The 25,348-nt window shown below is 39.7% G+C and carries 15 protein-coding genes and 1 pseudogene; 12 read left to right on the top strand and 4 right to left on the bottom strand.

Translation table 11 applies throughout. From position 1 onward, the window contains the following. Nucleotides 1-812 precede the first annotated feature (812 nt). The 4 genes from P4S71_RS03475 to P4S71_RS03460 all read left to right on the top strand — a co-directional run bounded on the left by P4S71_RS03475 (nucleotide 813) and on the right by P4S71_RS03460 (nucleotide 5,549). Complete coding sequence (locus P4S71_RS03475; protein ID WP_337150093.1) at nucleotides 813-3,260, top strand: M1 family metallopeptidase; 2,448 nt, start codon at nucleotides 813-815, stop codon at nucleotides 3,258-3,260. After that, complete coding sequence (locus P4S71_RS03470; protein ID WP_337150092.1) at nucleotides 3,260-3,754, top strand: DUF6702 family protein; 495 nt, start codon at nucleotides 3,260-3,262, stop codon at nucleotides 3,752-3,754. Before P4S71_RS03475 ends, P4S71_RS03470 begins: the two co-directional genes overlap by 1 nt. A gap of 331 nt (nucleotides 3,755-4,085) precedes the next feature. Continuing rightward, nucleotides 4,086-4,691: an HAD family hydrolase gene (locus tag P4S71_RS03465; protein ID WP_337150091.1), complete on the top strand. Its 606-nt coding sequence runs from the start codon at nucleotides 4,086-4,088 to the stop codon at nucleotides 4,689-4,691. Nucleotides 4,692-4,823: 132 nt separating this feature from the next. Then, on the top strand, nucleotides 4,824-5,549 hold the full coding sequence (locus tag P4S71_RS03460) for a YebC/PmpR family DNA-binding transcriptional regulator (protein WP_007376676.1): 726 nt from the start codon (nucleotides 4,824-4,826) through the stop codon (nucleotides 5,547-5,549). A 226-nt stretch (nucleotides 5,550-5,775) separates the two neighbouring features. Here the strand turns inward: P4S71_RS03460 and P4S71_RS03455 are convergent, their stop codons facing one another. After that, nucleotides 5,776-7,956: a malate synthase G gene (locus P4S71_RS03455; protein ID WP_337150090.1), complete on the bottom strand. Its 2,181-nt coding sequence runs from the start codon at nucleotides 7,954-7,956 to the stop codon at nucleotides 5,776-5,778. Nucleotides 7,957-8,198: 242 nt separating this feature from the next. Here P4S71_RS03455 and P4S71_RS03450 point away from each other — a divergent pair, with 242 nt between their 5' ends. Further along, nucleotides 8,199-9,800, top strand: coding sequence for an isocitrate lyase (locus P4S71_RS03450; RefSeq protein WP_007376673.1), 1,602 nt, complete (start codon nucleotides 8,199-8,201; stop codon nucleotides 9,798-9,800). 519 nt (nucleotides 9,801-10,319) lie between these two features. On the opposite strand, the gene P4S71_RS03445 is transcribed toward P4S71_RS03450, so the two are convergent. The 3 genes from P4S71_RS03445 to P4S71_RS03435 form a co-directional block, all read right to left on the bottom strand. Continuing rightward, on the bottom strand, nucleotides 10,320-12,344 hold the full coding sequence (locus P4S71_RS03445; protein WP_337150089.1) for a S9 family peptidase: 2,025 nt from the start codon (nucleotides 12,342-12,344) through the stop codon (nucleotides 10,320-10,322). Between the two features lie 127 nt (nucleotides 12,345-12,471). Further along, nucleotides 12,472-13,782 (bottom strand): lysine N(6)-hydroxylase/L-ornithine N(5)-oxygenase family protein, encoded by a 1,311-nt coding sequence (locus P4S71_RS03440; RefSeq protein ID WP_337150088.1) that lies wholly within the window; start codon nucleotides 13,780-13,782, stop codon nucleotides 12,472-12,474. A 130-nt stretch (nucleotides 13,783-13,912) separates the two neighbouring features. After that, nucleotides 13,913-15,250 carry a salicylate synthase gene (locus P4S71_RS03435; RefSeq protein ID WP_008139325.1) on the bottom strand — a complete coding sequence of 446 codons (1,338 nt, stop codon included), beginning with the start codon at nucleotides 15,248-15,250 and terminating at the stop codon, nucleotides 13,913-13,915. A gap of 130 nt (nucleotides 15,251-15,380) precedes the next feature. Between P4S71_RS03435 and P4S71_RS23060 the strand changes: the two are divergent. The 7 genes and pseudogenes from P4S71_RS23060 to P4S71_RS03400 all read left to right on the top strand — a co-directional run. Beyond that, nucleotides 15,381-18,202: pseudogene (locus P4S71_RS23060) on the top strand (non-ribosomal peptide synthetase); the annotation flags it as partial. A gap of 114 nt (nucleotides 18,203-18,316) precedes the next feature. Continuing rightward, nucleotides 18,317-20,404: a phosphopantetheine-binding protein gene (locus P4S71_RS23055; protein WP_442961652.1), complete on the top strand. Its 2,088-nt coding sequence runs from the start codon at nucleotides 18,317-18,319 to the stop codon at nucleotides 20,402-20,404. Continuing rightward, nucleotides 20,401-21,585: a condensation domain-containing protein gene (locus P4S71_RS03420; protein ID WP_337150085.1), complete on the top strand. Its 1,185-nt coding sequence runs from the start codon at nucleotides 20,401-20,403 to the stop codon at nucleotides 21,583-21,585. Before P4S71_RS23055 ends, P4S71_RS03420 begins: the two co-directional genes overlap by 4 nt. Next, nucleotides 21,578-21,790: an MbtH family protein gene (locus P4S71_RS03415; RefSeq protein ID WP_008139329.1), complete on the top strand. Its 213-nt coding sequence runs from the start codon at nucleotides 21,578-21,580 to the stop codon at nucleotides 21,788-21,790. Before P4S71_RS03420 ends, P4S71_RS03415 begins: the two co-directional genes overlap by 8 nt. Before the next feature lies 1 nt (nucleotide 21,791). Next, the gene (locus P4S71_RS03410; RefSeq protein WP_337150084.1) at nucleotides 21,792-23,321 is read left to right on the top strand and encodes an amino acid adenylation domain-containing protein; all 1,530 of its coding nucleotides are present in this window, start codon (nucleotides 21,792-21,794) and stop codon (nucleotides 23,319-23,321) included. A 178-nt stretch (nucleotides 23,322-23,499) separates the two neighbouring features. Continuing rightward, nucleotides 23,500-23,949, top strand: a complete 450-nt coding sequence (locus P4S71_RS03405) for a phosphopantetheine-binding protein (RefSeq protein ID WP_337150083.1) — start codon at nucleotides 23,500-23,502, stop codon at nucleotides 23,947-23,949. After that, nucleotides 23,916-25,316, top strand: a complete 1,401-nt coding sequence (locus P4S71_RS03400) for a condensation domain-containing protein (RefSeq protein WP_337150082.1) — start codon at nucleotides 23,916-23,918, stop codon at nucleotides 25,314-25,316. Before P4S71_RS03405 ends, P4S71_RS03400 begins: the two co-directional genes overlap by 34 nt. Nucleotides 25,317-25,348: the final 32 nt, after the last annotated feature.

Raw genomic sequence — 25,348 nt, 5'->3', positions numbered from 1 at the left:
TTTGTAGTTATACCAATTGCATTAAATTAGTGATCTATTATAGCGATAAGAAAATAGCTCAATAACAAGGCTGAAATTATGATACATAGTTGTTCTATATGAATGATTTTTAACGTAGTTAGTGAGTTATTTAATACGTTAGGGCCTGTTGACCTTTCAGGATTAAAATTTGTTCAATCTAGGGGGATTTAATCGCGGCGCGAGGTTTGTAACCTAGTGGGCTAAGTAAAAACCGAGCAACAAAGAGTAAATTGCCCCTAGAAAGAACCCAAAGGGCAGCGCATGTTTGGCATTTATGCTGCGTTATCGCCTATTTATGTGGAATAACCACACTACACAGGCTCTGCCTTGCCTAAACACCAAACAGTCTGCTGCAAATTCAACCTCGAAAGATAAACAGACCCTAGAGTGATCATGTTTTAATAAAATTGGTATTATAAGCTTGGTAACTTTCAAGGATTAACTTCTGTGCAGGAATTGCTTCGAGTTGCTGCTCTTTTTTTATAATATAAAACTTCATAGCAATCTCCACTTTCAAGTTAGACGTTTTCACTTTAGCTATTAGCGATGAATTGGGTCTGAACCTCATAGATTCAAGTGCTTGTCCCTATTTTGTTTGGCGCGGTGTTGGTGTTTTGTAAACCCCTTTACAGTTTTAATCTTGCTTATATTGGTTATGGTTGCACTTATATAAAAGTGCTGTAAATTTTTGGTGAATATCACCTTATAAAAGCGACACTTTATCGCTAATTTATTGAAGCTAAGCTGTTATTTTGTCAAAGTACCCTTACTAAAATTTATCAGGACTAACAATGAAAAAAATAGGTCTTACGCTGAGCGCTTTTGTATTGCCACTGGCAATGTCGAGTGTTGTTATGGCGTCCTCAGTTGAGCAAACAAAAGGTTCTTATGTTGATAAGTTTCGTCAATTAGACGAAGCGCTTCCTACACCCAATGTATATCGTAGTGCTGCAGGTGAACCAGGTGAAAAATACTGGCAGCAACGTGTTAACTACGATATTGATGTAAAGCTAGATGAAAAAAAGCACCGTATTACGGGTAGCCAAAATATTGAATACAAAAATAACTCACCACATACGCTTAAATATTTATGGTTACAGCTAGATCAAAATATTTTTAAAAGTGACTCTATTGCCGAAACAACTAAAACGTTTAAAAGTACGTTAAAAAGCCTACCAGCACAAAAGCCTGCTAAATTAAGTTTAGGTGAGCTACGTCGTCAGCAATTTATGAGCGACAACGAACTGGGTTATACAATTAGTGGCGTAAAAGATGACGATGGCAAAGAACTGCGCGTAACTGTAGTTGATACCTTAATGCGTATTGATTTAAATGAGCCATTAAAACCAGGTAAAGAAGTCGAATTTAGTATGAACTTTGCCTTCAATATTGTTGAAGAAGATGCTGTGGGTGCGCGCTCTGGTTATGAGCATTTTGAAGAAGATGGCAACGACATATTCTTAATTGCTCAGTGGTTCCCTCGTTTAGCGGCTTATACCGATTACGAAGCATGGACAAACAAGCCATTTTTAGGTTCTGGTGAATTTACACTTGAGTTTGGTGATTACGATGTTGAGATTACCGTTCCTGCGGATCACATTGTATCGGCAACAGGTAAGCTTGATAACGCGAGCAAAGTACTAACAAGTACGCAGCGCAAACGTTTAAAGCAAGCTGAAACATCTAAGCGTCCTGTATTTATTGTTAACGCAGAAGAAGCGCTAGAAAACGAAAAAGAAGGCACAGACAAAACTAAAACGTGGCACTTTAAAGCACAGAATGTTCGTGACTTTGCTTGGGCGTCGTCTCGTAAGTTTATGTGGGATGCAAAAGGTTATCAGCAAGGTGGTGACGTTCAGCCTTTAGTTATGGCAATGTCGTTCTTCCCTAAAGAAGGTGGTGACTTATGGGAGAAGTACTCAACTGAAGCGGTAGTACACACAATGGAAGTGTACTCTAAGTATTCTTTTGATTACCCGTACCCAACAGCTCAATCTGTTAATGGCCCTGTTGGCGGTATGGAATACCCAATGATTACCTTTAATGGTCCGCGCACTAAGCTACAAGATGATGGTACACGTACTTATTCTCAAGCTGAAAAACGTTTTTTACTTGGCGTAGTTATTCATGAAGTGGGTCATATTTATTTTCCAATGATTGTTAACTCAGATGAACGCCAATGGACGTGGATGGATGAAGGCTTAAATAGCTTTTTAGATGGCGTTGCCGGTCGTGAATGGGATCCTACTATTCCTTGGGGCGTTGAGCCTCGCGATATAGTGAGCTACATGAAGTCACAAAACCAAGTGCCAATTATGACTCAGTCAGACAGCGTACTACGTTTAGGTCCTAATGCTTATACTAAACCTGCTGCAGCACTTAATATTTTACGTGAAGTTATTTTAGGCCGTGACTTATTCGACTTTGCTTTTAAAGAGTATGCTCAGCGCTGGAAATACAAGCGCCCTACCCCAGCAGATTTTTTCCGTACAATGGAAGAAGCATCGGGTGTTGATTTAGATTGGTTTTGGCGTGGCTGGTTTTACACCACAGACCATGTAGATATCTCTGTAGATAAAGTGTATCAATTGCGCTTAGATACTAAAAACCCTGATATTGATTACAGCCGTTTACGCGATATTGAAGCAGACAAGCCTACGTCATTATTTGTTGAGCGTAACCACGCAGAAGGTAAAAAAACATGGGTTGAGCAAAACCCTGATGTTACCGATTTTTATGACGAAAACGACCGCTTTACTGTAACCAATAAAGAACGCAACTCGTACAACAAGTTTTTAAAAGGCTTAGAGCCCTGGGAGCGTAAAACGCTTGAACGCGCTTTAGAAGAAGATAAAAACTATTACGTAATGGAATTTTCAAACCTAGGTGGTTTGGTAATGCCTATATTACTTGAGCTAACATATGAAGATGGCACTAAAGAAGATCGCTATATTCCTGCTGAAATTTGGCGTCGTAATTATAAAAACGTTCAAAAGCTGATTGTTACCGATAAAAACAAGCCGCTTGTATCAGTGACTGTCGATCCAGGTTGGGAAACAGCTGATGTAGATGTTGAAAACAACAATTACCCTCGCCGTATTATTCCTTCACGTATTGAAGTGTTTAAAAAGGAAAAGAGTAAAGCTAAAGTGAGTCGCGATATCATGCAAGATATTAAAACTGAGCTTAAAAGTGATGAGAAAAAAGACGAAAAGGATGACGGTGAGGAGCCGCAATAATGCGCTTTTTGCTTATTATTGTTTGCCTTTTAGTTGCTGCGCCAAGTATAGCGCATCAACTAAAATCGTCAGTTACAACGGTGCTTTTTAACAAACGAACGCATAATGTTGAGTTAATGCATCGCTTTTACTTACACGATACCGAACATGCCGTAGGAACATTATTTGAAGGCAAAATCGATATTATTAGTAATAAAACCGATCAACAACGTTTTGCTAAGTATGTTGAATCGCACGTTGCGCTACAAACGCTAAGTGGTGAATCTATACCGCTTAGCTTTGTAGGTGCACAAGTTGATGGAAAGTTTTTTTGGGTTTACCAAGAAGCACCTATACCAAAAGGGATTGAAGGGATTAAAATGAGTAATGGTGCACTGCGTGATTTATGGCCAACTCAGGTGAATATGGTTAATGTTGAGGGGAAAGGTAGGATTAAAACCTTAAACTTTGCCCAAGATGATACGTGGCTTGAAACCCGCTTCGAGCAAAATTAATTATTATTTGAATAAACCTTTCCCAATCTACGCGCACTGTAATTAATGTGCGCGTATTCTCTTCTTTTGTTTAAGATACATTCATAATTGATCTGTACTATGTAAAGTACCGTAAAATCAATCAATTTGTATTGTATATTTACCTTGTTTCGCGCAATCTAAAGGTAATTACTAAGTTTTTATTTTTTCTTTATTATCAGTTGATTGATGTGTTTACGCATTATTAATTTAAATGTAGTTGATGTTATTTCCCCATAATTTGGGCATAAGTAGTAGAGCATTTTATGTTTAAAATACGTTTAGTAAATTATTATTACACCCAAGGAATGATATGACGACTCAGGTAGAGGCTATTCATGGTGTTATTTTTGATTTAGATGGCACATTGGTATCGTCTGAATTAGATTTTTCGCTTATAAAAGCACAAATAGGCTGTCCTTGTGAGCAGGACTTACTCGATTTTATAGCGCAACTCCCATCACCTTACATGCGTGAAGAAGCTATGAATATTGTGCATCAGCATGAGTTACTCGATGCTCAACATGCCACGTTATTACCAGGTGTTAGCGAAGCTATTGCACAGTTAAAAGCTAAAAAAATTCCAATGGCTATAGTTACTCGAAACTTTGATAAAGCAGCATCAATAAAACTTCAGAATAATCCATTACCTATCAGTACGGTTTTAACGCGAAGTGACGCACCCGCAAAACCAGATCCAAGTGCATTAAATGCAATTGCTACGCTTTGGGATATTAGTTCTGCTAATTTGCTCTACGTTGGTGATTACTTATATGACATACAAGCTGCACACAACGCAGATATGCGTGCTTGTTTATATGCTCCTGATGTAACTCCTGGTTATGCAGATCAAGCTGACTACGTTTTACATGACTTTTATGAGCTAGTTGGATTAATTGATAGTTACTCAGAAAATTAGAGTTATGTTAAATAGCGTGTTACTTAATTTAATTAGTAGTAAGTAGTACACTATTTAAATTACAAAACTAGCCCAATACGTTTTGAATTGGTAAAATACTGCAAAACGTAACGTATTCATTAGAGGCACAAAATGGGCAGAGCATTTGTAGTTCGTCAAAGTTCTATGATCAAAACGGCTAATGCTAAAACGAAAATAAACTCAAGGTATGGTAAAGAGATTTACGTTGCAGCAAAAAGTGGTGAACCCGATCCCGAAGTAAATCAAACATTACGCCGCCTAATCGAAAAAGCTAAAAAAGACCAAGTTCCCGCACACGTTATTGAAAAAGCAATTGAGAAAGCAGCCGGTGGAGCAGGGGAAGACTATTCAGTTGCCCGTTACGAAGGCTATGGCCCTGGTAATTGCATGGTTATTGTTGACTGTTTGACCGATAATCCGAACCGTACTATCAAAGATGTACGTTTGCCATTTACTAAAACAGACTCAAAAATTGGTACTCCTGGCTGCGTAGCGCATATGTTTGATCATTATGCGGTACTTGGCTTTGCAGGCGATGACGATGAGGTCGTATTAGAAGCATTAATGATGGCTGATGTTGATGTAACCGACGTTGAAGCCGAGGACGGTAAAATATCGGTATTTGCACCGCCAACAGAATACTTTAAAGCTAAAACAGCCCTCGAAGATGCATTTGAAGGTATTAATTTTGAAGTAGACGAAATTACGTTTATTCCTCAAGTTAATATTGAAATTGAAGACGAAGAAGTTATCGCTAACTTCGATAAGTTTATAAATATGCTTGAAGATTGTGACGATGTACAAAATATTTATCACAATGCCATTGTAAAAAATTAAACGTAAACGGTTAAAAGCTTTAAAAAGCGTGTTTTGTGTATGCAAAACACGCTTTTTTACGTTTGAATAAATGTTAGATATTCATGTGTATTATGCTTATTTGAATATATATATTTTTAAAATGCCATAAAAGCGCTGCTATTTTAATTCTAGGCTATAAAAAACCAGCCCGAAGGCTGGTTTGACTCAAAAAACAATTCAAGCACGTGTTAAAAATTTGGAGTGATTAACAATGTTGTGCTTTGTATTTAATACGGTAGCTATGCAGTAATGGTTCAGTGTAACCACTAGGCTGTGTTACGCCTTCTAAAACTAATGCAGTAGCGGCTTGAAACGCAATGCTGTTATTAAGGGTTTCTTCGTCTGTTGCCATGGGTGTATAGGCAGTGTCATGCTCGTTTTGACCATCAACCACTTTGGCCATTTTAGCCATGGTTGATTTTATTTGCGCCTGTGAGCACACGCCATTTAGCAACCAATTAGCCATATGCTGGCTTGAAATACGCAGTGTGGCTCTGTCTTCCATTAGCCCAATATGGTTAATGTCAGGTACTTTTGAACAGCCTACGCCTTGATCAATCCAACGTACAACGTAACCTAAAATACCTTGTGCGTTGTTTTCTAGCTCACTTTGAATATCTTCTTTTGAAAGCGTTTTAGGGTCTGTCATTAGCGGCGGTGTAAGTAGGTTATTAAGGCTAGCAATAGTACGTTTAGCTATGCTTTGTTGCTCATTAAATACGTTTATATCGTGATAATGCATTGCATGCAGGGTAGCAGCTGTAGGGGAGGGCACCCATGCTGTATTAGCGCCTGATTTAGGATGCGCTAGTTTTTGCTCCATCATTAATGCCATTTTATCTGGCATTGGCCACATGCCTTTACCTATTTGTGCTTTATGACTCAAGCCACAAGCAAGGCCAATATCGACATTGCGATCCTCGTAAGCTTGTATCCATGGTTGCTGTTTAATCTGTGCTTTTGGAAGTACAACGCCCGCTTGCATAGAGGTATGAATTTCATCGCCGGTACGGTCTAAAAATCCAGTATTTATAAATACAACACGCTCTTTAGCTGCACAAATACAGGCTTTTAGGTTTACAGAAGTGCGGCGTTCTTCATCCATAATACCCATTTTAAGCGTGTTTTTAGGTAAGCTTAGCGCTTCCTCTACTAAACTAAATAAAGTGTTAGTAAATGCTACCTCTTCAGGGCCATGCATTTTTGGTTTAACTATATTAATACTTTGCGCGCTTGAATTTTTTATACCTGTTTTTTTATTTAGGTCGTGCAGGGCAGCAGTAGCAGTAAACATCGCATCCATAATGCCTTCAAATACCGGTTGATTGTACACATCGGTAATAGCAGGGTTCGTCATTAAATGGCCAACGTTTCTTACAAACATCATGCTACGGCCTTTTAAAGTAACTGTGCCACCATCAAGTGCGGTGTATGTTTTATCACTTTGCAGAGTGCGCTCTACAGTTTTATCGCCTTTTTTAAACGATTCAACTAAGTTACCTTGCATCAACCCAAGCCAATTTTTATAAACTTGTACTTTATCTTCTGCATCTACCGCAGCTACTGAATCTTCACAATCCATAATGGTGGTAAGCGCGGCCTCTAGCACTACATCTTTTAAGCCTGCTTTATCAGCTTGGCCAATAATGTGGTGGTGATCGATATGCAGCTCTATATGTAAGCCATTGTTTTTTAATAACACTACAGTTGGATTTTGCGCTTCTCCTTGATAGCCAATAAGCTGAGACGGGTCAGCTAATGTGGTTTGAGAGCTATCACGCAAGGTAATTAAAAGTGCGCCATCTACTACTGAGTAATTCGTGCTTTCTATATGCGAGCCATTAGTCAACGGCAATGCTTTATCTAAAAACTGGCGAGCGTAGGCCATTACCTTAAAGCCACGAACAGGGTTGTAGGTATTACCTTTTTCAGCCCCGTCATCTTCGCTTAGTACATCAGTACCGTATAAAGCGTCGTATAACGAGCCCCAACGCGCGTTAGCGGCATTAAGTACAAAGCGTGCGTTACTTACAGGCACAACCAATTGAGGGCCTGCTGTAAGGGCCACTTCAGGCTCTACATTTTGGGTTTCAATTGTAAAGTTGGCAGGCTCTTTTACCAAGTAGCCAATATCTTGTAAAAAGGCATGGTACTTGGCGCTATTCCACGTTTTATTAGCTAGATGATAGTCATCTATTTGCTGTTGAAGCAGCTCTCGCTTTTCAAGCAGTGCCTTATTTATAGGAGTAAGCGTTTGAACGATATGTGCAAAGCTTTGCCAAAATTGCAGCTCACTTAAGTGAGTGCCAGGGAGTAATTGGCTTTTAACAAAATCAGCGAGTTGTGTGTCTACGCTGAGTCCTGAGTGTGTGAGAGTGTGGGACATAATTGCCCTCCTTAAACGGTCGCGATGTTGTTGTGCGCTTGTGCGTTAAGGCAACAATAACGCAAAAAAGCAATGTTGAGTGCTTTTTAGCCATTCATAAAATATATAGCCGTAATAACAACTATAAATTTACTAAATCTAAAAAATGAGCCTAATGTTGATTTAAGCGCTACGGAGCATGAGTAACGTAGCCACTCTCATAACACTAAAATTATTTACACACCCGTTCGAAGGATTTTATTATGACAACATATCAACGCGAAACAGACACACTCTCAACTCTTTGCCAATCTCAAGGTAGCGCATGGCACGCAATCAACCCTGAATATGCAAGCCGCATGCGCTTGCAAAACCGTTTCCGTACTGGGATTGAAATTGCACAATACACAGCAGACGTAATGCGTGAAGATATGGCAGCATATGACGCAGATACAAGCCAGTACACACAATCTTTAGGCTGTTGGCATGGTTTTACAGCACAACAAATGATGATGGCTATTAAGCGCCATCAAAAAACAACTAAACGCAGCTATGTATACTTAAGTGGCTGGATGGTTGCAGCGCTTCGCTCTGCATTTGGTCCGCTGCCAGATCAAAGCATGCACGAAAAAACATCGGTACCTGCATTAATTGAAGAAATTTACACATTTTTAAAGCAAGCAGATGCACGTGAACTCGATCACTTGTTTAACGACCTAGATGAAGCAAAAGCGAACGGAGGCGATGTTCAAGCTGTTATTGATAAAATAGACAACTTTGAAACCCATGTTGTGCCAATTATTGCTGATATTGACGCAGGTTTTGGTAACGAAGAAGCAACTTACTTACTGGCTAAAAAAATGATTGAAGCCGGTGCGTGTGCCATTCAAATAGAAAACCAAGTATCTGACGCTAAACAATGTGGTCACCAAGCGGGTAAAGTGACCGTTCCACACGAAGACTTTTTAGCAAAAATTAACGCAGTACGTTACGCCTTTTTAGAGCTAGGTATTGATAACGGTATTATTGTGGCACGTACAGATTCATTGGGTGCCAGCCTTACGCAAAAGGTACCTGTTTCGCAAACGCCAGGTGACTTAGCAAGCCAATACAATGCATTTTTAGAAACCACGCCAATTAACGGTGTTGATGACTTAAATGAAGGCGACACGGCAATGAAAATTAATGGCCAGTTATGTAAACCAACTCGTCTAGATAACGGTTTATTCCAATTCCGTGAAGGCACGGAAAAAGATCGTGTAGTACTAGATTGTATTACTAGCTTGCAGTCGGGCGCTGATTTACTGTGGATTGAAACAGAAAAACCACATGTTAAACAAATTGCAGAACTGGTAAATCGTGTAAAAGAACACGTGCCAAATGCAAAACTGGTATACAACAACTCGCCTTCGTTTAACTGGACGCTTAAGTTTCGTGAGCAAGTGTATCAAGAGTGGGAAGAGGCAGGCCGTGACCTTAGTGCTTACCCAAGTCTTGGTGATAATAAAGGCCTTATGGCACCAGAAATGGATGCAACAGAGCTTGCGCAAGCAGCCGATTTACTAGTGCAAAACTTCCAGCGCGATGGCGCACGTGAAGCCGGTATTTTCCATCACTTAATAACCTTGCCGACATACCATACAGCTGCGCTAAGCACTGATATTTTATCAGAAGGTTACTTTGGCGATATGGGTATGCTGGCTTATGTACGTGACGTACAACGCCAAGAAATTCGCCGTGAGCAAGCATCGGTTAAGCACCAAGATTTAGCAGGGTCTAACATGGGCGATACGCACAAAGAATACTTCTCTGGTGATAATGCGCTAAAAGCCGGTGGTGAAGACAACACCATGAACCAGTTTTAATTCCTAACTAGATAGTGTTACTCAAGGGCCAATAGGCCCTTTTTTATTGCTTTAATTTTTATTTAGAGCAGATTTTAACTAACTAAATCATTTTGGATCACTATTTAACTACCTGTCTCAATTTACAGATCAGAGTTTAACTAACCTTTCATAAAACGGCATATTTGGGGTGATTTTGCTGTAAAAAGCGTTTACGGCAACTTTAAAAGGCGGGTAAGTGACTGATTTTTGCTTTAATAGGCAAACTAAACGAATTTATAAACCGATTTTTTACTAACTTCTTTGTGCTATAAAACAAAATTTTACTAACTGAAAGGCTATAAACAGTGACTCAAACCGATTTTTTACCAACTCAAGTTACAAAAAATGTTATAAACCGAAATTTTACTAACTGAAGTTTTAGCTAAGTCCGATATTTAACTGTCACAGAAGTGTAAAGGGGGTTTACAGTTTGAATACTATAGTGGTAAATATAAAAGCCACTTATTTGAAGTGGCTTTTATTTAAGCTATAAATTTATTATTTAGTGTGTTTATCAAACCACCATTGAATATAAGCTACCTTGGTCATTAAGTTTGATGGCCGAGCTGTAATGCCATGTGAAGCATTAGGAATTCGCACCATTGCAGTATCAACACCTTGTAATTTTAATGCCTGATAAAACTGCTCAGTTTCTGAAATTGGTGTACGGTAGTCAGATTCACCAGTGAGCAACATAGTAGGAGTTTTAACGTTTCCAACATAGCTAATAGGCGAGCGTTTCATGTAGTGCTCAATGTGATCCCATGGTTTACCTGGGAACCAATAATCAGCAAAAAACGGGTAAAAATCTGCTGTTAATACAAAACTGATCCAATTAATAACCGGTTTGGCAACTACAGCCGCAGCAAAGCGATCGGTATGACCTACAATCCAAGCTGTTAGCACACCGCCACCAGAGCCACCGGTTACAAACAATTTAGACTCGTCAATAAAGCCTTTCGCTATTAGCGCATCAACACCTGTCATTAAGTCATCAAAATCGTTACTTGGGTAATTATGATGAATAGTTTGTGCAAACTCTTTACCATAGGAATCACTACCACGTGGGTTCATGTATAAAACGACATTACCTTTGGCTGCAAACAGTTGAATTTCAGCGCTAAAGTGCGGGCCATAATTAGCGACAGGGCCGCCGTGAATTTCTAGTATTAGCGGGTATTTTTTGCTGCTATCAAATTCTGGCGGGTAGGCAATCCATCCCTGAATCGGGAGTTCATCGTGGCTCGATTTAATCCATATTTCTTCAACCTTGGCAAGTTGCTTATTGCCTAGTGCATCTTTATTAAGGGTTGTTAAGCGCTGCGCATTACCACGTTTAATTGTTGCTATATCTGAAGGGCGCTGGGTGTCAGCAAGGGTAAAGGCTACCTCTCCAGTTTCACTTACATCAAAGTCGCCACCAGAATAAGGGCGACCAAAGGCAACGCTGCCAATTTGGGTTGTTATTATTTTACGCTTGCCACTGCGTGGTTGATAGGCAAGGGCCGTTTGACCTTTATCAGCGTAACTAAAGTACACACCTTTTGAATTTGCACTCCATTTTATTTGCCCAACGCTACGATCAAAATTTGGCGTTAAACTAGTTGTGTTACCTGTTTTTAAATCACGAATATAAAGTTGAGCATTTTCGTAATTAGTGCGTTTATCGTCATAACCTGTGTACGCTAAGTAACGGCCATCGGGCGATACTTTAGGTTGTTCATCAGGGCCATCTCGGTTAGTAATTTCGGTTATAGTTTGCGAGGCCAAATCAAGTTTATAAATTTCATTATTTGTGAATTTTAGCCGGTTGTTTTTATGTCGGTTTGCAGAAAAATAAAGTGATTTACCATCGTTACTAAAGCTTACATCGCCGGCGTTATCAAACTCATCATGAGTGAGTCGCTTGGCATTACCACCGTTAGCATCTATGGAAAATAATTGGCTAAAACCTTTTTGTGTGTAACCGCCACCATCTGAACGGTAATAAACATCATCAATAAATTTAGCGGGTTCTGCCCACGTTGCCCCTTTTGGTTTACCGGGCAGGTTTACGGGGGCTGAAGTTGCACTTGGTACAAACATGCTAAATATTAATTGGCTAGAATCAGGGCTCCATGTAATTGCACGAGGGCTACTCGTTAAGTTACTGATTTTTGCCATAGCACCTGTTTTAAGCCATTTTATATATATTTGGCTGCTGCCATCACGTGTTGATATAAACGCAAGGCGTTGACCATCAGGAGAGAGTACTGGCGAATAATCCATATGCACGCCAGAGGTTAATGGTTGCATTTGTTTGGTTTTGTAATCAACAGACCAAATATTACCCACTTTGCGATCTGTTTTTATATCCATACGATTACGCACAAAGTAAACGGTTTTACCGTCTTCGGTTATATCTATCTGATTCGCATATTCAAGGTCGAATACGTTTTCAAGTTGTAGCGTTTGCTCTGTTTGACTCGTAAAACCTGAAAAACTGACTGTTGCCAAAAGCGCAAAAGGGGCAATAAACTTCATTTTTATTCCTTGTTATTAAACAGTATCACATCTGTTATAAGGCAATAATGATTGAAAATAAACCCGATTGCGATGAATGCACATTACTTAGATAATGACTTATTTGAGTAATATGCATTTCAAGTGGTTAAGCTAAAGCAACTGCTTGCTGAGCCTGTTCTTGCAACTCTGCCTGTAATGAGAGTGCTATTTCTGCTGATCTCACTGAAAGTATTGAGAGTAAAGTGTCGCTTAAACCATGGGATGATTCTGAACGTCCTTGCAAAAATAACGATGGAAGAAAACGCTCGTCCGTTTTAACTTGATAATTTCGATCAATATCAATGTTTCCTAAATAGGCTTTAATAGGTTCTAACATAGGTGCCATTTTAGGTCGTTGATACCCTGTAGCTAAAATTACTAAATCGTAATTATTCGTGGCATGCTGATTTGATTTTCTATCAAGTATAGACAGCGTTATTTTTCCATTTTTTTCAGATGCTTCAGTAACTTCACTGTTAGGGCAATATGTATGTTGCTCCATCATGGCAACTTTTTGTTGATAAAAAATATTATATATTTGCTCAATCATCGATGAGTCAACAGCTGAATAATTAGCGTATTTATATTCTTTTAATAGCTCTTCTCTTTCTTGCTGCGTTTTACTGAATATAGAGTCTGTTGATGATGGGTTAAAAATTTCATTCACATAGGGACTTGAATCTGCTGGCTTCATCGAATTACCACGCATAATTAAATCAACTTTTGCGTGTGGATAATTATCATCAATATCAATAAAAGCTTCCGCAGCACTTTGCCCACCACCGATTATAGCAATGCGTAAATCCTTTGTTTTTACTGGAATAAGTTTAGCCATTTTTGATAGGTAGTGAGTATGATGAAATACAAGCGGGGTTTGTTTTAGCGGTTGAAAAACTTCCGGTATTAAAGGGGTTCCGCCAGTGCCCATAACAAGTGATTTAGTAAAACGGATCTTACTTGTACCACCTGTATCTGCTGTTGTCACTTTGAGTAATTTTACTTTTTGATTATCCATAACCGGCTCAATAGAGGTAACCTCTTCGCCGTATTGACATTGAGAAGAAAAATGACCCGCAACCCAGCGAAGGTAGTCATTAAATTCTAACCTGCTTGGGTAGAAAGTACTTAAATTTATGAAGTCCACTAAACGATTATGTGAATGTAAATAATTTAAAAAAGAGTAAGGGCTGGTTGGATTTCTCAATGTGACAAGATCTTTCAAAAATGAGACTTGTAGCCCACTTTGGTTAGTAATAGTATCACCATGCCATTGATATTCTGGCTGTTTATCAATAAATAAGGCATTTAGTGTGGTAGAATTGCTTTTAATTTCTTCTAAGGCAATCGCCAAAGCTATATTTGATGGGCCAAATCCGACACCAATGATATCGTATGTAGGTATTAGTGGCTGTGCCATGCTTAAACTCCTCGTTTAAAACAACTTTTATCTGCTACATAAATTTACTTTTGTTTATAAAAATGTGTAGCAGTGGGTATTAGCTGAATAAGGATTCATTAAGTATCCTTATTTAATGAATTACGTTAATTTAGCTTGTTTTTTCAACAACCCAAGGTGAAATGCTTGCTAGTTTTTCACTGGTTTCGGTGAGTTCTCTTTCTGGTGTTGAATCAAGTACAATTCCGGCTCCAGCCTGTAACCAATGCTGATCGCCTTTACTCATAACACTGCGTAAAACTAATGCTGCGTCAATAACGCCTGTGTGATCTAGTTTTAAAATTGCGCCTGCATAAAGCCCTCTGCTACTGCCTTCGTGTCGTCGTATTTCTGAAAAAGCAGCCAGCTTTTGAATACCAGACGCTGTAACAGCAGGGAATAGGCTTTCGAATGCATGCCAAGCGTTATATTCTGTTTTTAGAGTGCCACAGACTCTCGAAGCTAAATGTTGCACAGAACCTCGCTTTTTTTGAACCATGAACTGTGGTACATGTACAGATTCTGGCTCACAAACTTCATTCATTTCGTCAACTGAAAGTCTCACAGATATTGCGTGTTCGTGGGTTTCTTTTGGATCTTTTAGTAACTCATCAAATATTTTTTGATCTGTTTCTGGATTACCTTCTAATCGTCGAGTACCCGCTAACGGCTCTGTTGTAACTTTACGGTTTTCATCAACTGAAAGTACAATTTCAGGACTAAACCCAGTGATTTTCCAACCAGCTAAATTCATTGTAAATGAACGAGCCGGTGTGTTCATCGAACGCCCTTGAAGCCAAGTCGCAGTGTAATCGGGCGAAAAATGTAGGGGAACCTTACGCGAGAGTATGACTTTTTCTAGTAAACCATTTTTAATATTGGCGACAGACTTTTTGACTGCATTTTTATAATTAATATTGTCTGGTATTTCGACATTTTTGTAAGGAACGTGTGCTCGTACAACTGCATTTTCTAGTATTAAGCGTACTTGCTGCTCAAGTTCACTGGATTTAGATTTAATGAGTGTTGGTTTTTTCCCCAGGGATACCGTTATTTTTGGCTCACAAATAAATAATAACGCTTCTTGACCTGCTTTTTCTTCTTCGGTTAATAGTTCTGGTGATTTCAGGGCATACGCGAATTCAAAACTAGACCATCCGCATGCTTGCCACTCACCATCCCAAGTATTTAATTCTTGCTGTAGGACTTGGCAGAGGTTTTCGCTGTTAACTTGGCGCTGAGTTTTTCCTGCAGAGGTATTAGATTCAATGTGAGTTGCAAATACTGTTATAGATCGAACAATACCCCCTGCAAACCAACATTCACCGTTATCTTCGTAAATTAAATATTCTTTAAATATACCACTGTCGGCTAGAGCGGCTGCTCGTGCGAAGATTAAATTTTGCTCATCGCTTTGGGTTGTGCCTTCATTGGAAAAATTAGTTTTCATAATATCTTATGCTCCTTTTCAAAATACATTTTGCATACACACGGGATTAATTTTCAATCAATGTGTTGCAATAATAACTACAGTAAATAATAATGCAAATTATTATTGTTTATATTTTAGGGTCTGTTTTATGGATAATGCACTTAGGCTAAAGCTTGCGAGAAAATTGGCGGCAACTCGAAAAATAATCATGCCGAATAATAATGTGGACTCTTTATCGACATTAAATCAAAGCTTTACAGTTTCAAAAGCAAAAAATGAGACCAGTTATGTACTTTCTAATGCGCAAGAAAGGATGTGGTTACTTAATCAACTGGACCCACTTTCGTCTGCTTACAATGTTTGTGTCTTGTGGCAATTTAAAGGTTGTTTAGATGCGCGTGTTTTACAGCAAAGTTGTTTTGAATTAGTGAACAGGCACAGTATTTTCGAACTTCCTATTATGCAGACCCTATTGTTGGTGCTCGACAAAAAGTGCTTGATGAGTTTCCTTTGCAGTGGTGTGAATATGATTTACAAGATTTAGATCATCAGACGCGAGAAGTACGTCTTAAAGAAATAGCACAACATGCAAGTACAGAACCTTTCGATCTTGCAACTAAGAGTACACTTCGACTTGCTCTCGTAAAAATGACCGACAGTCATCACACTTTAGTTATGGTAGGGCAACATATTGTTTGGGACGGGGCGTCATTTGGTATTTTTTCTAATGAATTATCAACATACTATAGGCTAATTAAGAGCGGCGAATCTAAACAATGGGCTCCTTTACCCATCCAGTATTTAGATTTTGCTCAATGGCATCGTGAAAAATGGCAACAAGATTCCGAACAAAGCAAAGAGCAGGTTGCGTTCTGGCAAAAGCAGCTTACACCGCTACCTGAGCCTATTGATTTTCCAACTGATTTTCCTCGGGGAGTGAAGCAAAATGAAAATGGTGGCTGGCACAGTGATAATCTTGATCAAGCAACAACACAAACCCTACTTACGTTAGCACGAGAAGAACAAGTTACAACTTTTGAAGCCATTATTGCGGTGATTGCTTTATTAATGACTCGGCTTTCTAGGGCCTCAGAAGTGACGATAGGGACAGTGGCTTCGCATCGTAATTTACCTGAGCTGAGTGATCTGATAGGTAATTTTGGGAATGTTATTCCACTGCGGATTAAGGTTGATAATAAACTTTGTTTTCGTGAGCTGATCCGTGATTGTGCGACACAATGTCGTGCTGCTTTTTCACATGCAGACTTACCATTTGAATTATTACTTGAAAAATTACAAATAAAACGAGGGGAATCGCAAAACCCATTATTAGACACTATGGTGACTTTCTTAAGCCATGGGATGTCTCCACCCATAATAGATGGCTTAGATGTACATTGGGAAAAGTATTTTAATGGTACAACGCAAACAGATCTCTCTTTTGACGCATTATTAAAAGATAACTGCCTTCAGTTTCAAGCCACTTGGCGTGCTTCATTATATCGACCAAAAACCATACCAAATCATTTAAAACGGTTGCTACAGTTACTTAAACATTGTGTCCAAGAACCAGATATAGCACTAGCTAACATTACCACTGTATTACCCGATGAAAATCAGTTAATAAAATGGGGTCAACGCGATGCTTTTGTAAGCCCAGTAACAACGCTCGTTGCTTGGTTTGAGAGTACCGTGAGTAAATACCCAAATCGAACTGCCGTTGAGTTAGTTGGCAGTGAAACGATAAAGAGTATTTTGCAAAAACAAAACGTGCTGCATGACCTCAGTTTTCTAACGCTCAATGCAAGAGCAAATAGAGTCGCAAGGTGGCTAGTATCGCAAGGGATTGGGCCAGAGGATCGGGTTGCCATAATAATGCCTCGTCAGTTGGAATGGTTCGTTGTGATGCTTGGTACACTTAAGGCTGGTGCCGCTATTGTACCTATAGATCCAAATTATCCAGAGGATTACATTAACCGAGTACTTACATTGGCGGCGCCAAATATAGTAATTAATAACGGTGATACACATTCATTTGAATCAGCTAAAGCGACTGAATTACAAACTAAAACAGTCAGTTTGTTAGTTATTGAGAATGAAGCATTAAGTATAAAAAATAGTGATCTTAATCTTACAAACGAAGAGAGATGCCGGCCATTGCACCCATCTCATCCAGCCTGTATTACGTTTACATCAGGCTCAACAGGGCAGCCAAAAGGTGTTGTTGTAAAACATGCTTCGCTGGTTAACCTTATTGCTAGTCATAAACACGATCTCTATAGCGAAGCTTCTGCGCTTGTAGAACATAATCAGCTAAAAGTTGGCCATGCTTGGTCTTTGGCTTTTGATGCCTCATGGCAACCCACACTGTGGATGTTTGAAGGCCATAAAGTCTATTTATTTGATGCAAATACGATGCAAGACGCGGTCACTCTTGCCAAAGAGATAATGCTTAAAAAAATGGATTTTATTGAGTTAACTCCCAGTATGCTAGATGAAGTATTACCGTGGTTACAGTCAGGACTTACAGATACCAATGGGCAATTTATTGAACCTCACACACCTGCAATATTGGGTTTTGGTGGTGAATCGGTAAAACAAGAGCTTTGGCAACGTATAAAGAGCCTGCCTGGTACGGTGGGCTTTAATTTATATGGCCCGACAGAGGCAACAGTGGATGCAATGATTGCTAAAACCAATGCCGCTGAAAAGCCGGTAATAGGTGGGCCAGTTGCAGGAGGGCAAGTTTATGTTTTAGATAGTTGCTTGCAATTAGCGCCTTTAGGGGTGCCTGGTGAGCTTGCAATTGCTGGTGCTGGATTAGCAAGAGGATACCTTGATCGTAGTGATTTAACAGCAAGCAAGTTTATTGCTAATCCTTTTGCTGAACAAGGTGAAAGACTTTATCTAAGTGGTGATAGAGTAAAATGGACAACTCAAGGAAATATTGAATACATTGGCCGTATAGACGAGCAAGTGAAAATTAGAGGTTTTCGTGTTGAGCCGCTCGAAGTTGAGTCAACCATTGAGCTGTTAATTAAATGTCCTTGCGCTGTAATTGCCAGAGCAGTTACTCAAAGTGCGATGGAGTTAATTTGTTATATTGAAAATGAAATAGAGCAACTAAGCGATAATCAAGAGGCTAATTTAAACTTAATAGCCCGCTTTCGCTATGTATGTGAGCAAGCTCTACCTCCTCACTTAGTCCCCAAGTATTTTGTAATTAATAAAAAACTACCTAAATTACCTAATGGAAAAATTAATCGTAAAGCGCTGTCGATACCTGATGATTTAGGTGTTATTGCCAAAAGAGCCCCTCGCAATGAACTGGAGAAAAAGCTATGTAATTTAGTGTGTGACGTTTTAGGGATTGAGACAATAGGCATTGACGATGGATTTTTTGCAGTGGGTGGCGATAGTATTTCAGTTGTAAAATTAGTCAGTCGCGCTCGTCGAGAAGGGATCCACCTTACTCCTCGCCAAGTATTTAATGCAAAATGCATTGCGAATTTGGTTAAAGAATTACACGAAGTTGATCCCCTCGGAGACAGTCAAAATAGTAAAACGGTTAACCACGATAGTAATGATAAAGGTCAGCTTACTTCAACTTTATTAATGCAGCGCTACCTTAATACAGCGACACCGCTTGATCGATTTGCACAACTAGCAAGTGTAGTAGTGCCTGAAAGTATGACGGCTGGTGAACTAAAAGAGCTTGTGTATGTTTTACTTAATCGCCATGGGTTGTTGCGAGCTAAATTGGTGCAATCGGGTACGGGAGAGTTATCCCTAAATGTTCCAGTTGAAAATACCCAAACTATTTATTGTGAGCAAACTTATCAACAGTGTGATGATAATAAATATAGAGTGTATTCTGAAAATGCTGATTTACCCACTTTAGAAAACTCAGGTGTATTATCAGCAGCTGAGTTGGCAAAACAACTATGCAGTAATTTAAGTCCTAAAAACGGTGTTATGGTTGCCGTATTGTTAGTTAAAGAAAATGAAAATAATAACCAAAGGGCTTGGTTTGCCATAAACCATTTAGTCATAGATGCCTCATCATGGCATATTTTGGCTGAAGACCTTGCGATTGTCCGAAATCAGCAAGTGAGTAATGAAAAACTTGAATTACCTCCCGTACCAACATCATGGCGTAGTTGGTCCAATCATATAAATAAATTAAGCCAGCAGTATATACCTGCGCCAAATTCAACCAATTTGGGAACGTTGGTAAGTGCTCACACATTAACTTGGAGCTTGGAACCTTATAATAAAACATGTCCTGCATTAACTGTCGCTCGTAGGTTAGGGCTTCCACTGGCTAGTTTATTACCTGCTATAAGTTGCTTAGCTGCTATTACATCAAAATTAAAACCAGCGCTAGATAATCGCTGCCCTACCTTGGTACTAGAGCGGCATGGTCGAGAAGTACAGGAACCAACACAAGATTTAAGCAGGACCATTGGCTGGTTTGCCCGTGAAGTTTATGTTGCTCTCAATAGTGATGTTTTAAAGACTAAATCGGACGAAATGTCGAGCCAGTTGATAGAAACAGTGTTGCGTAAATGGTGTGGTCAAATTATTCAGCAAGACTCTCCTTTTGTATCATCAAGTGGTGTCGCGCCTGCTCAACAAGGTGTAAATGGATGGTTAGTCGGTTTTAATTTTCTTGGTGATTTAAATTTATCCTCCAATTCAGATTTATGGTCAGTAACTCCGCTTCTTGAGCAGCTTACTGAAGCTTGCTCCGATCACTGGCCGTTACTAAATTCTTTAGATTTAACAGCCTATTACAGCCAACAAAAAGGGATAAAAACACTTCACTTTAATGCGATAGCACCTAGTAGCGAATTGCACCATAGTGATCTACTACGATTTAAAGCTGAGTTAAATAAGCTTTTTCATCAACTACACGACTGTTTTATTGAAGAACAACAACAGCTACAAGCGCAAGGTCTTGCTGATAGTAATAATTTGACAATTAAGCCAGCTACGCCACTGCAAGTTGAAATGCTTCGCCACTGTCATGGACTAGCAGATCCATGGACAACACAAATGGAAATAACTCTTTCTAATCAACACACCCCAGAAATATCTGAAAGTGCTTTAAAAGCAGGGGCCGCCGATCTTCTGCGCCGTCATGACGCGCTAAGATCAGGCTTTTTGTGAAAACATTTTCTACCTTTACTGCCGATATACTCGAGCCTGTATGGGAAACTTTAGATTTACGTGGTGAACCAAGTGAGCAATATGAAGCATTGTTAGCGCAGCATCGCACAGCATGGTACCAATATCGCTTTGAATTTGATGCTCCGCCACTCATGCGATTTTTATCTATACGTATAAGTGATAGTCAGTGGCTAATTTTGATTCATTGTCATCACTTACTGCTTGATGGTTGGTCAGCCCCTCGAATTTTGCAAGAGTGGCTTGGAGGAATGAGTGCTGAAGCCACTTTAGCTTATCCAAATTTACATTGGGGTCAATATCTTGATTGGTTACAAAAACAAGATCCGACAATAGCTTGTCAATATTGGAATAAAGCGCTGAATGGTTTCAAAGCCCCTTCATTATTGTGCCCGACAAGACAGCAACGATTTCCTTCACAAGAATTATCTAGTGTGCTTTGTGCTGCTGTAAACACAGATGTTAAAGCATTAGCTGCAAAGATTAATGTATCTACGGCCATGCTATTTCAATTGGCATGGGCTAAAACAGTGGGTAATGCACTTAATCAGGACGATGTCGTATTTGGTTTATTTGATTCTGGTCGTGCAGCGTCGTTAGCAGGTATTGAAACGCTTGTTGGATTGGTTACTCAGTTAGTACCAATACGGATTAAGACCGATCCTTTGAGTAGTCCAATTGCGTTGTTGCAGCAGTTGCAAACTGAACAATTTGAATGGCAAGCGTTAGCTCCGGTTAGGTTGGATAATTTGGAGGCGACTCATCGTTTTGGTGAATTTTTTGATACTTTATTAGTTATTGAAAATGCCCTTGATGCGGATACACAAACCGCAGATCCAATTAAACAAGTCGATTCATATCAAGGACTTACATTACCAGTTGCATTGGCAGGATTGAAGGATGTTAAGTGGCAAGATTCGGTTGGCCAAGCCGCTGCTTTATTTATCTACCCTGGTGCAACAACCAAGATCCGTTTGAGCTTTGACCCGCATGCAGTGGGCAAAAAACGTAGCGCTCAGCTATTAACTGATTTTGAGTTCTATTTGCAAGCAGTTGTCGATAGTTGTAACAAATTCAGTCATGAAGCCGCAAATTCTGCGCAACTTAATAACAGCGAATTAAACCCCCTATCAACAGTCTCTTTGGAGTTAAATCATGAGTGAAAATATTTTCGATGATGAATCAATGGCATTTGTAGTTCTTATCAATCATGAAAAACAGTATTCGTTATGGCCTGAAGTATTAACTATTCCTTCTGGTTGGGAGCAGGTTTTTGGCCCTCAAACACGTGATACTTGTTTGAGTTGGCTAAATGATAATTGGACAGATTTACGTCCTAAATCACTCATAGAGATGGATGGGAATTAATATGGATCAGATTAACAAAGGGATGCCAGCAGGTACAGCATGCCTGTATCAATCCTTTGCTGAACAAGCCGTTATGCACCCTAATCGCATCGCCGTTAGTGATGAACATAGCTCCTTGACATATAAAGCGCTTAAACAAAAAGCTGATTTGGCATCACATCGACTTTATGCAAGTGGTGTTCGTACAGGAAACTGCGTGGCTTTAATACTGCCTAGAAACTGTGAGCAAATTATTCACGTGTTAGCAATATTGCAACTTGGAGCGTGCTATGTGCCGATTGATCCCGACTACCCCAAAGAAAGGATCGATTGGATAATTGCTTGTAGTAAGCCTAGCGCAATTGTTACTCAGCGAGAGTTGAGCAAGACGCTTTGGGGTAACGATTCACTTACTAAAGCTATGAGTCATTTGTTGTTTGTCGAGGACCAATTTAACTTTGTTCCAGATGAGCACGAGAAACCTGTTTACAGAGCCGCAGGTGCTTTCGCTTATATTATTTTTACTTCAGGGTCGACGGGAAACCCTAAGGGAGTTGTTGTAGGGCATCAGCAAGTTCTGGCCTTAATTAATGCGGCAATGTCTTTATTAGATGCAACACATACTGATGTTTGGGCTTTGTTTCATTCACTGGCTTTTGATTTTTCAGTGTGGGAAGTGTGGGGAGCCTTGACCACAGGAGCCAAGCTAACGATTATTCCAAAAAGTGTAATTTGGTCACCAGACGCCTTAGTGCAATATTTGAGAGCAGAAAAGGTCACTATTCTTAATCAAACGCCTTCAGCATTTTATGCCTTAATTGACGCAGAAAGTAAGGCTCTAAAAATGAGTGAGCAACCACTATGCTTGCGCAAAGTGGTCTTTGGTGGTGAAGCACTTAATTTGGATAAAGTAAAAAAATGGTGGCAGCTTTACCCTTGCGAAACATTGCAATTGATAAACATGTACGGGATCACAGAGACAACGGTGCACGTAACATGGCTAACACTAAGTGATTCACTTTGTGGCACTGAAAATAGTCCAATAGGTGAAGGGCTATCTAGTTTGGAGGTGCTTTTACTTGATGAAAATTTAGAAAAAGTGGCTGATGGTGAAATTGGTGAAATTTATGTAGCAGGAGATCAAGTGGCATTCGGTTACATCAATCGCCCTGATCTAACCGCGATGCGATTTGTTGCCAGTCCTTTTCACACTGGGAAGCGGATGTATCGTTCGGGTGACTTAGCGAAGCAAATTGATGGTCAACTCTTTTATTTTGGTCGCGCAGACAGGCAATTAAAAGTAAGGGGATTTCGTATTGAGCCGAGTGAAATAGAAGTTGTTTTAGAATCTCATGCAAAGATACAAAGAGCAGCCGTGATAGCAAAACCATGCCTCGACAGTGGTTTATCAGATGGCTTAATTGCTATTTTAATCGCGACAGAGGAATCATTTACCGCACAACCAATAGCAACATTGAGAAATTATCTATCTCAGCTTCTCCTGTTCACTATTTACCTTCAGACTTTCTATTTGTTAAAAAATTCCCGCTAACAGTAAATGGAAAACTGGATGAGAAAGCGTTACTTATGCAGTGGCAAGCAAATCAAAAAAGTACTTCTTCTTTGCATCAACAGCGGCTAGAGCTGCTGCGTTTGAAGCAACAAGACATCCTCGCCAAGTCAACAACATGATTTGGTAAAGACAAACATTAAGAATGGAAACTACCCAAATGAATAAAAATAGTAATTCAGCCTCGCTATTAGAAGATGTACTTGCTGTCGTTAGTAATACGTTAAATTTACAGCCTGGCGCTGTCTCAGCAGAATGTAACCTAATTGAAGCAGGACTTGATTCGATCACATTAATGAACTTAGTGTCAACTTGGCGAGCGGCTGGTTATGATATTAACTTTGCAGATTTAGCTAAAAAACCATTCGTGGGGGCATGGGTTGAGTATCTTAGGGTATCGGCTGCCAGCCTCGCTGATAATACACAAGACACTATATTTGGGGTCCCAAAAATAAAAATCGGGAAACTTCCTCATGCGCCTTTTTCACTTGCGCCTATGCAGTATGCCTATTGGTTAGGACGTGATGTTAATCAACCGCTTGGGGGGTATCAGCGCATCTGTATTGTGAATTTGAGTTGTCGGCAATCAATGATAAGTCACAGCCATTAGATTTAGCCCGTTTGACGCTAGCAATAGAGAAACTTGTTCAACGTCATAGCTCGTTGCGTTTACAAGTATGTTCCAGCGGACAGCAAATACATAATCCAAGTAATAATACAGTGCATGTCATTTTTAATGATTTACGAGATAAACCTACTGATGTTGCGCAGCAGTTATTAGAGCAGTATCGCTCGACCTATTCATCACAAATGTTAGATATTGAGTCAGGAGAAGTATTTGCGGTCGCTTTAAGCTTATTAGAAAATGGTAACAGTCGCCTGCATTTAGACATTGATATGATAGCTGCAGACGCCGTTAGTTATCGCACGCTACTACGTGATCTTGCACTGTTATACGATGACCCCAATGTAGAACTTGCTGATTTAGCAATGAGTTATAAAGATTGCCGAATGGCCATTGAGCATAATTGGGAGTCAATAAAAGAAAGCTCAGGAATGTGGTGGCAAACACAGCTAGCTTCTTTACCCAATGGCCCATTACTGCCTTTAAAAGCAGCTTCATCGCAGCATCCTATTACAACACGACGCCATTTTAATATTGATCCGCAGCGTAAAGCACAATTATATGCGCAATGTCGTCAGTATGGATTAACCCCATCAGTGGTGTTAGCAACCGTGCTGGCAGAAACTCTGGCTGGATGGAGCAAAGATCCGCGTTTTATTCTTAATGTTCCTTTATTTCAACGTCCACTCGCAGGCCCTAATATTAAAGAGGTGGTAGGCGACTTTAGTAGTTCAATACTCCTCGATGTTGATACTGGCCCGACTGCAACTTTTGTGACACGAGCGCGTGATGTTCAATCTAGTATGCACGAGGGAGCAGCGCGCGCAGACTACGGTGGAGTCCATGTTTTAAGAGATTTAGGGCGTGCACGTGGGCAGCAAGTAACAGCGCCTGTTGTATTTACAAGCGCATTAAATTTAGGTGAGTTATTTGATGCAAATGTGCGCCGAGTATTTGGGGATCCTATTTGGATTATTTCTCAAGGGCCACAGGTATTACTTGATGCGCAAGTAACTGAACTTGATGGTGGTATTTTAATTAACTGGGATTGTCGAGAGGATGCTTTTGTTGATGGTGTGCTCGATGCAATGTTTAATTTTTTCAGTAATACCGTGGTGAACCTCGTCACTGAGCCGGATTATTGGGATACGCATATTGGTGATACGTTACCCAAAAATAGAGCCGTTGCTGAGGTCCAAGAGCCAGTAATTACTAAAAATTTGGAACATGATGAAACCTCGTTAAGTATGCCAATAGTTCGTGTGGTAGCTTCTATTTGGCATGAAGTGATCGGGGGGATGGTAGTAATATTCATCAAAACTTATTTGCTGCGGGTGGGGATTCTGTTTTAGCAAGTTCGTTAATCGCGCAAATTAGGGAAATC

The sequence above is a fragment of the Pseudoalteromonas sp. B62 genome (assembly GCF_037162565.1).
Taxonomy (GTDB): domain Bacteria; phylum Pseudomonadota; class Gammaproteobacteria; order Enterobacterales; family Alteromonadaceae; genus Pseudoalteromonas; species Pseudoalteromonas fuliginea.
Note: the sequence above shows the minus strand (reverse complement) of the source record. Positions and strands in the feature narration are given on the sequence as shown.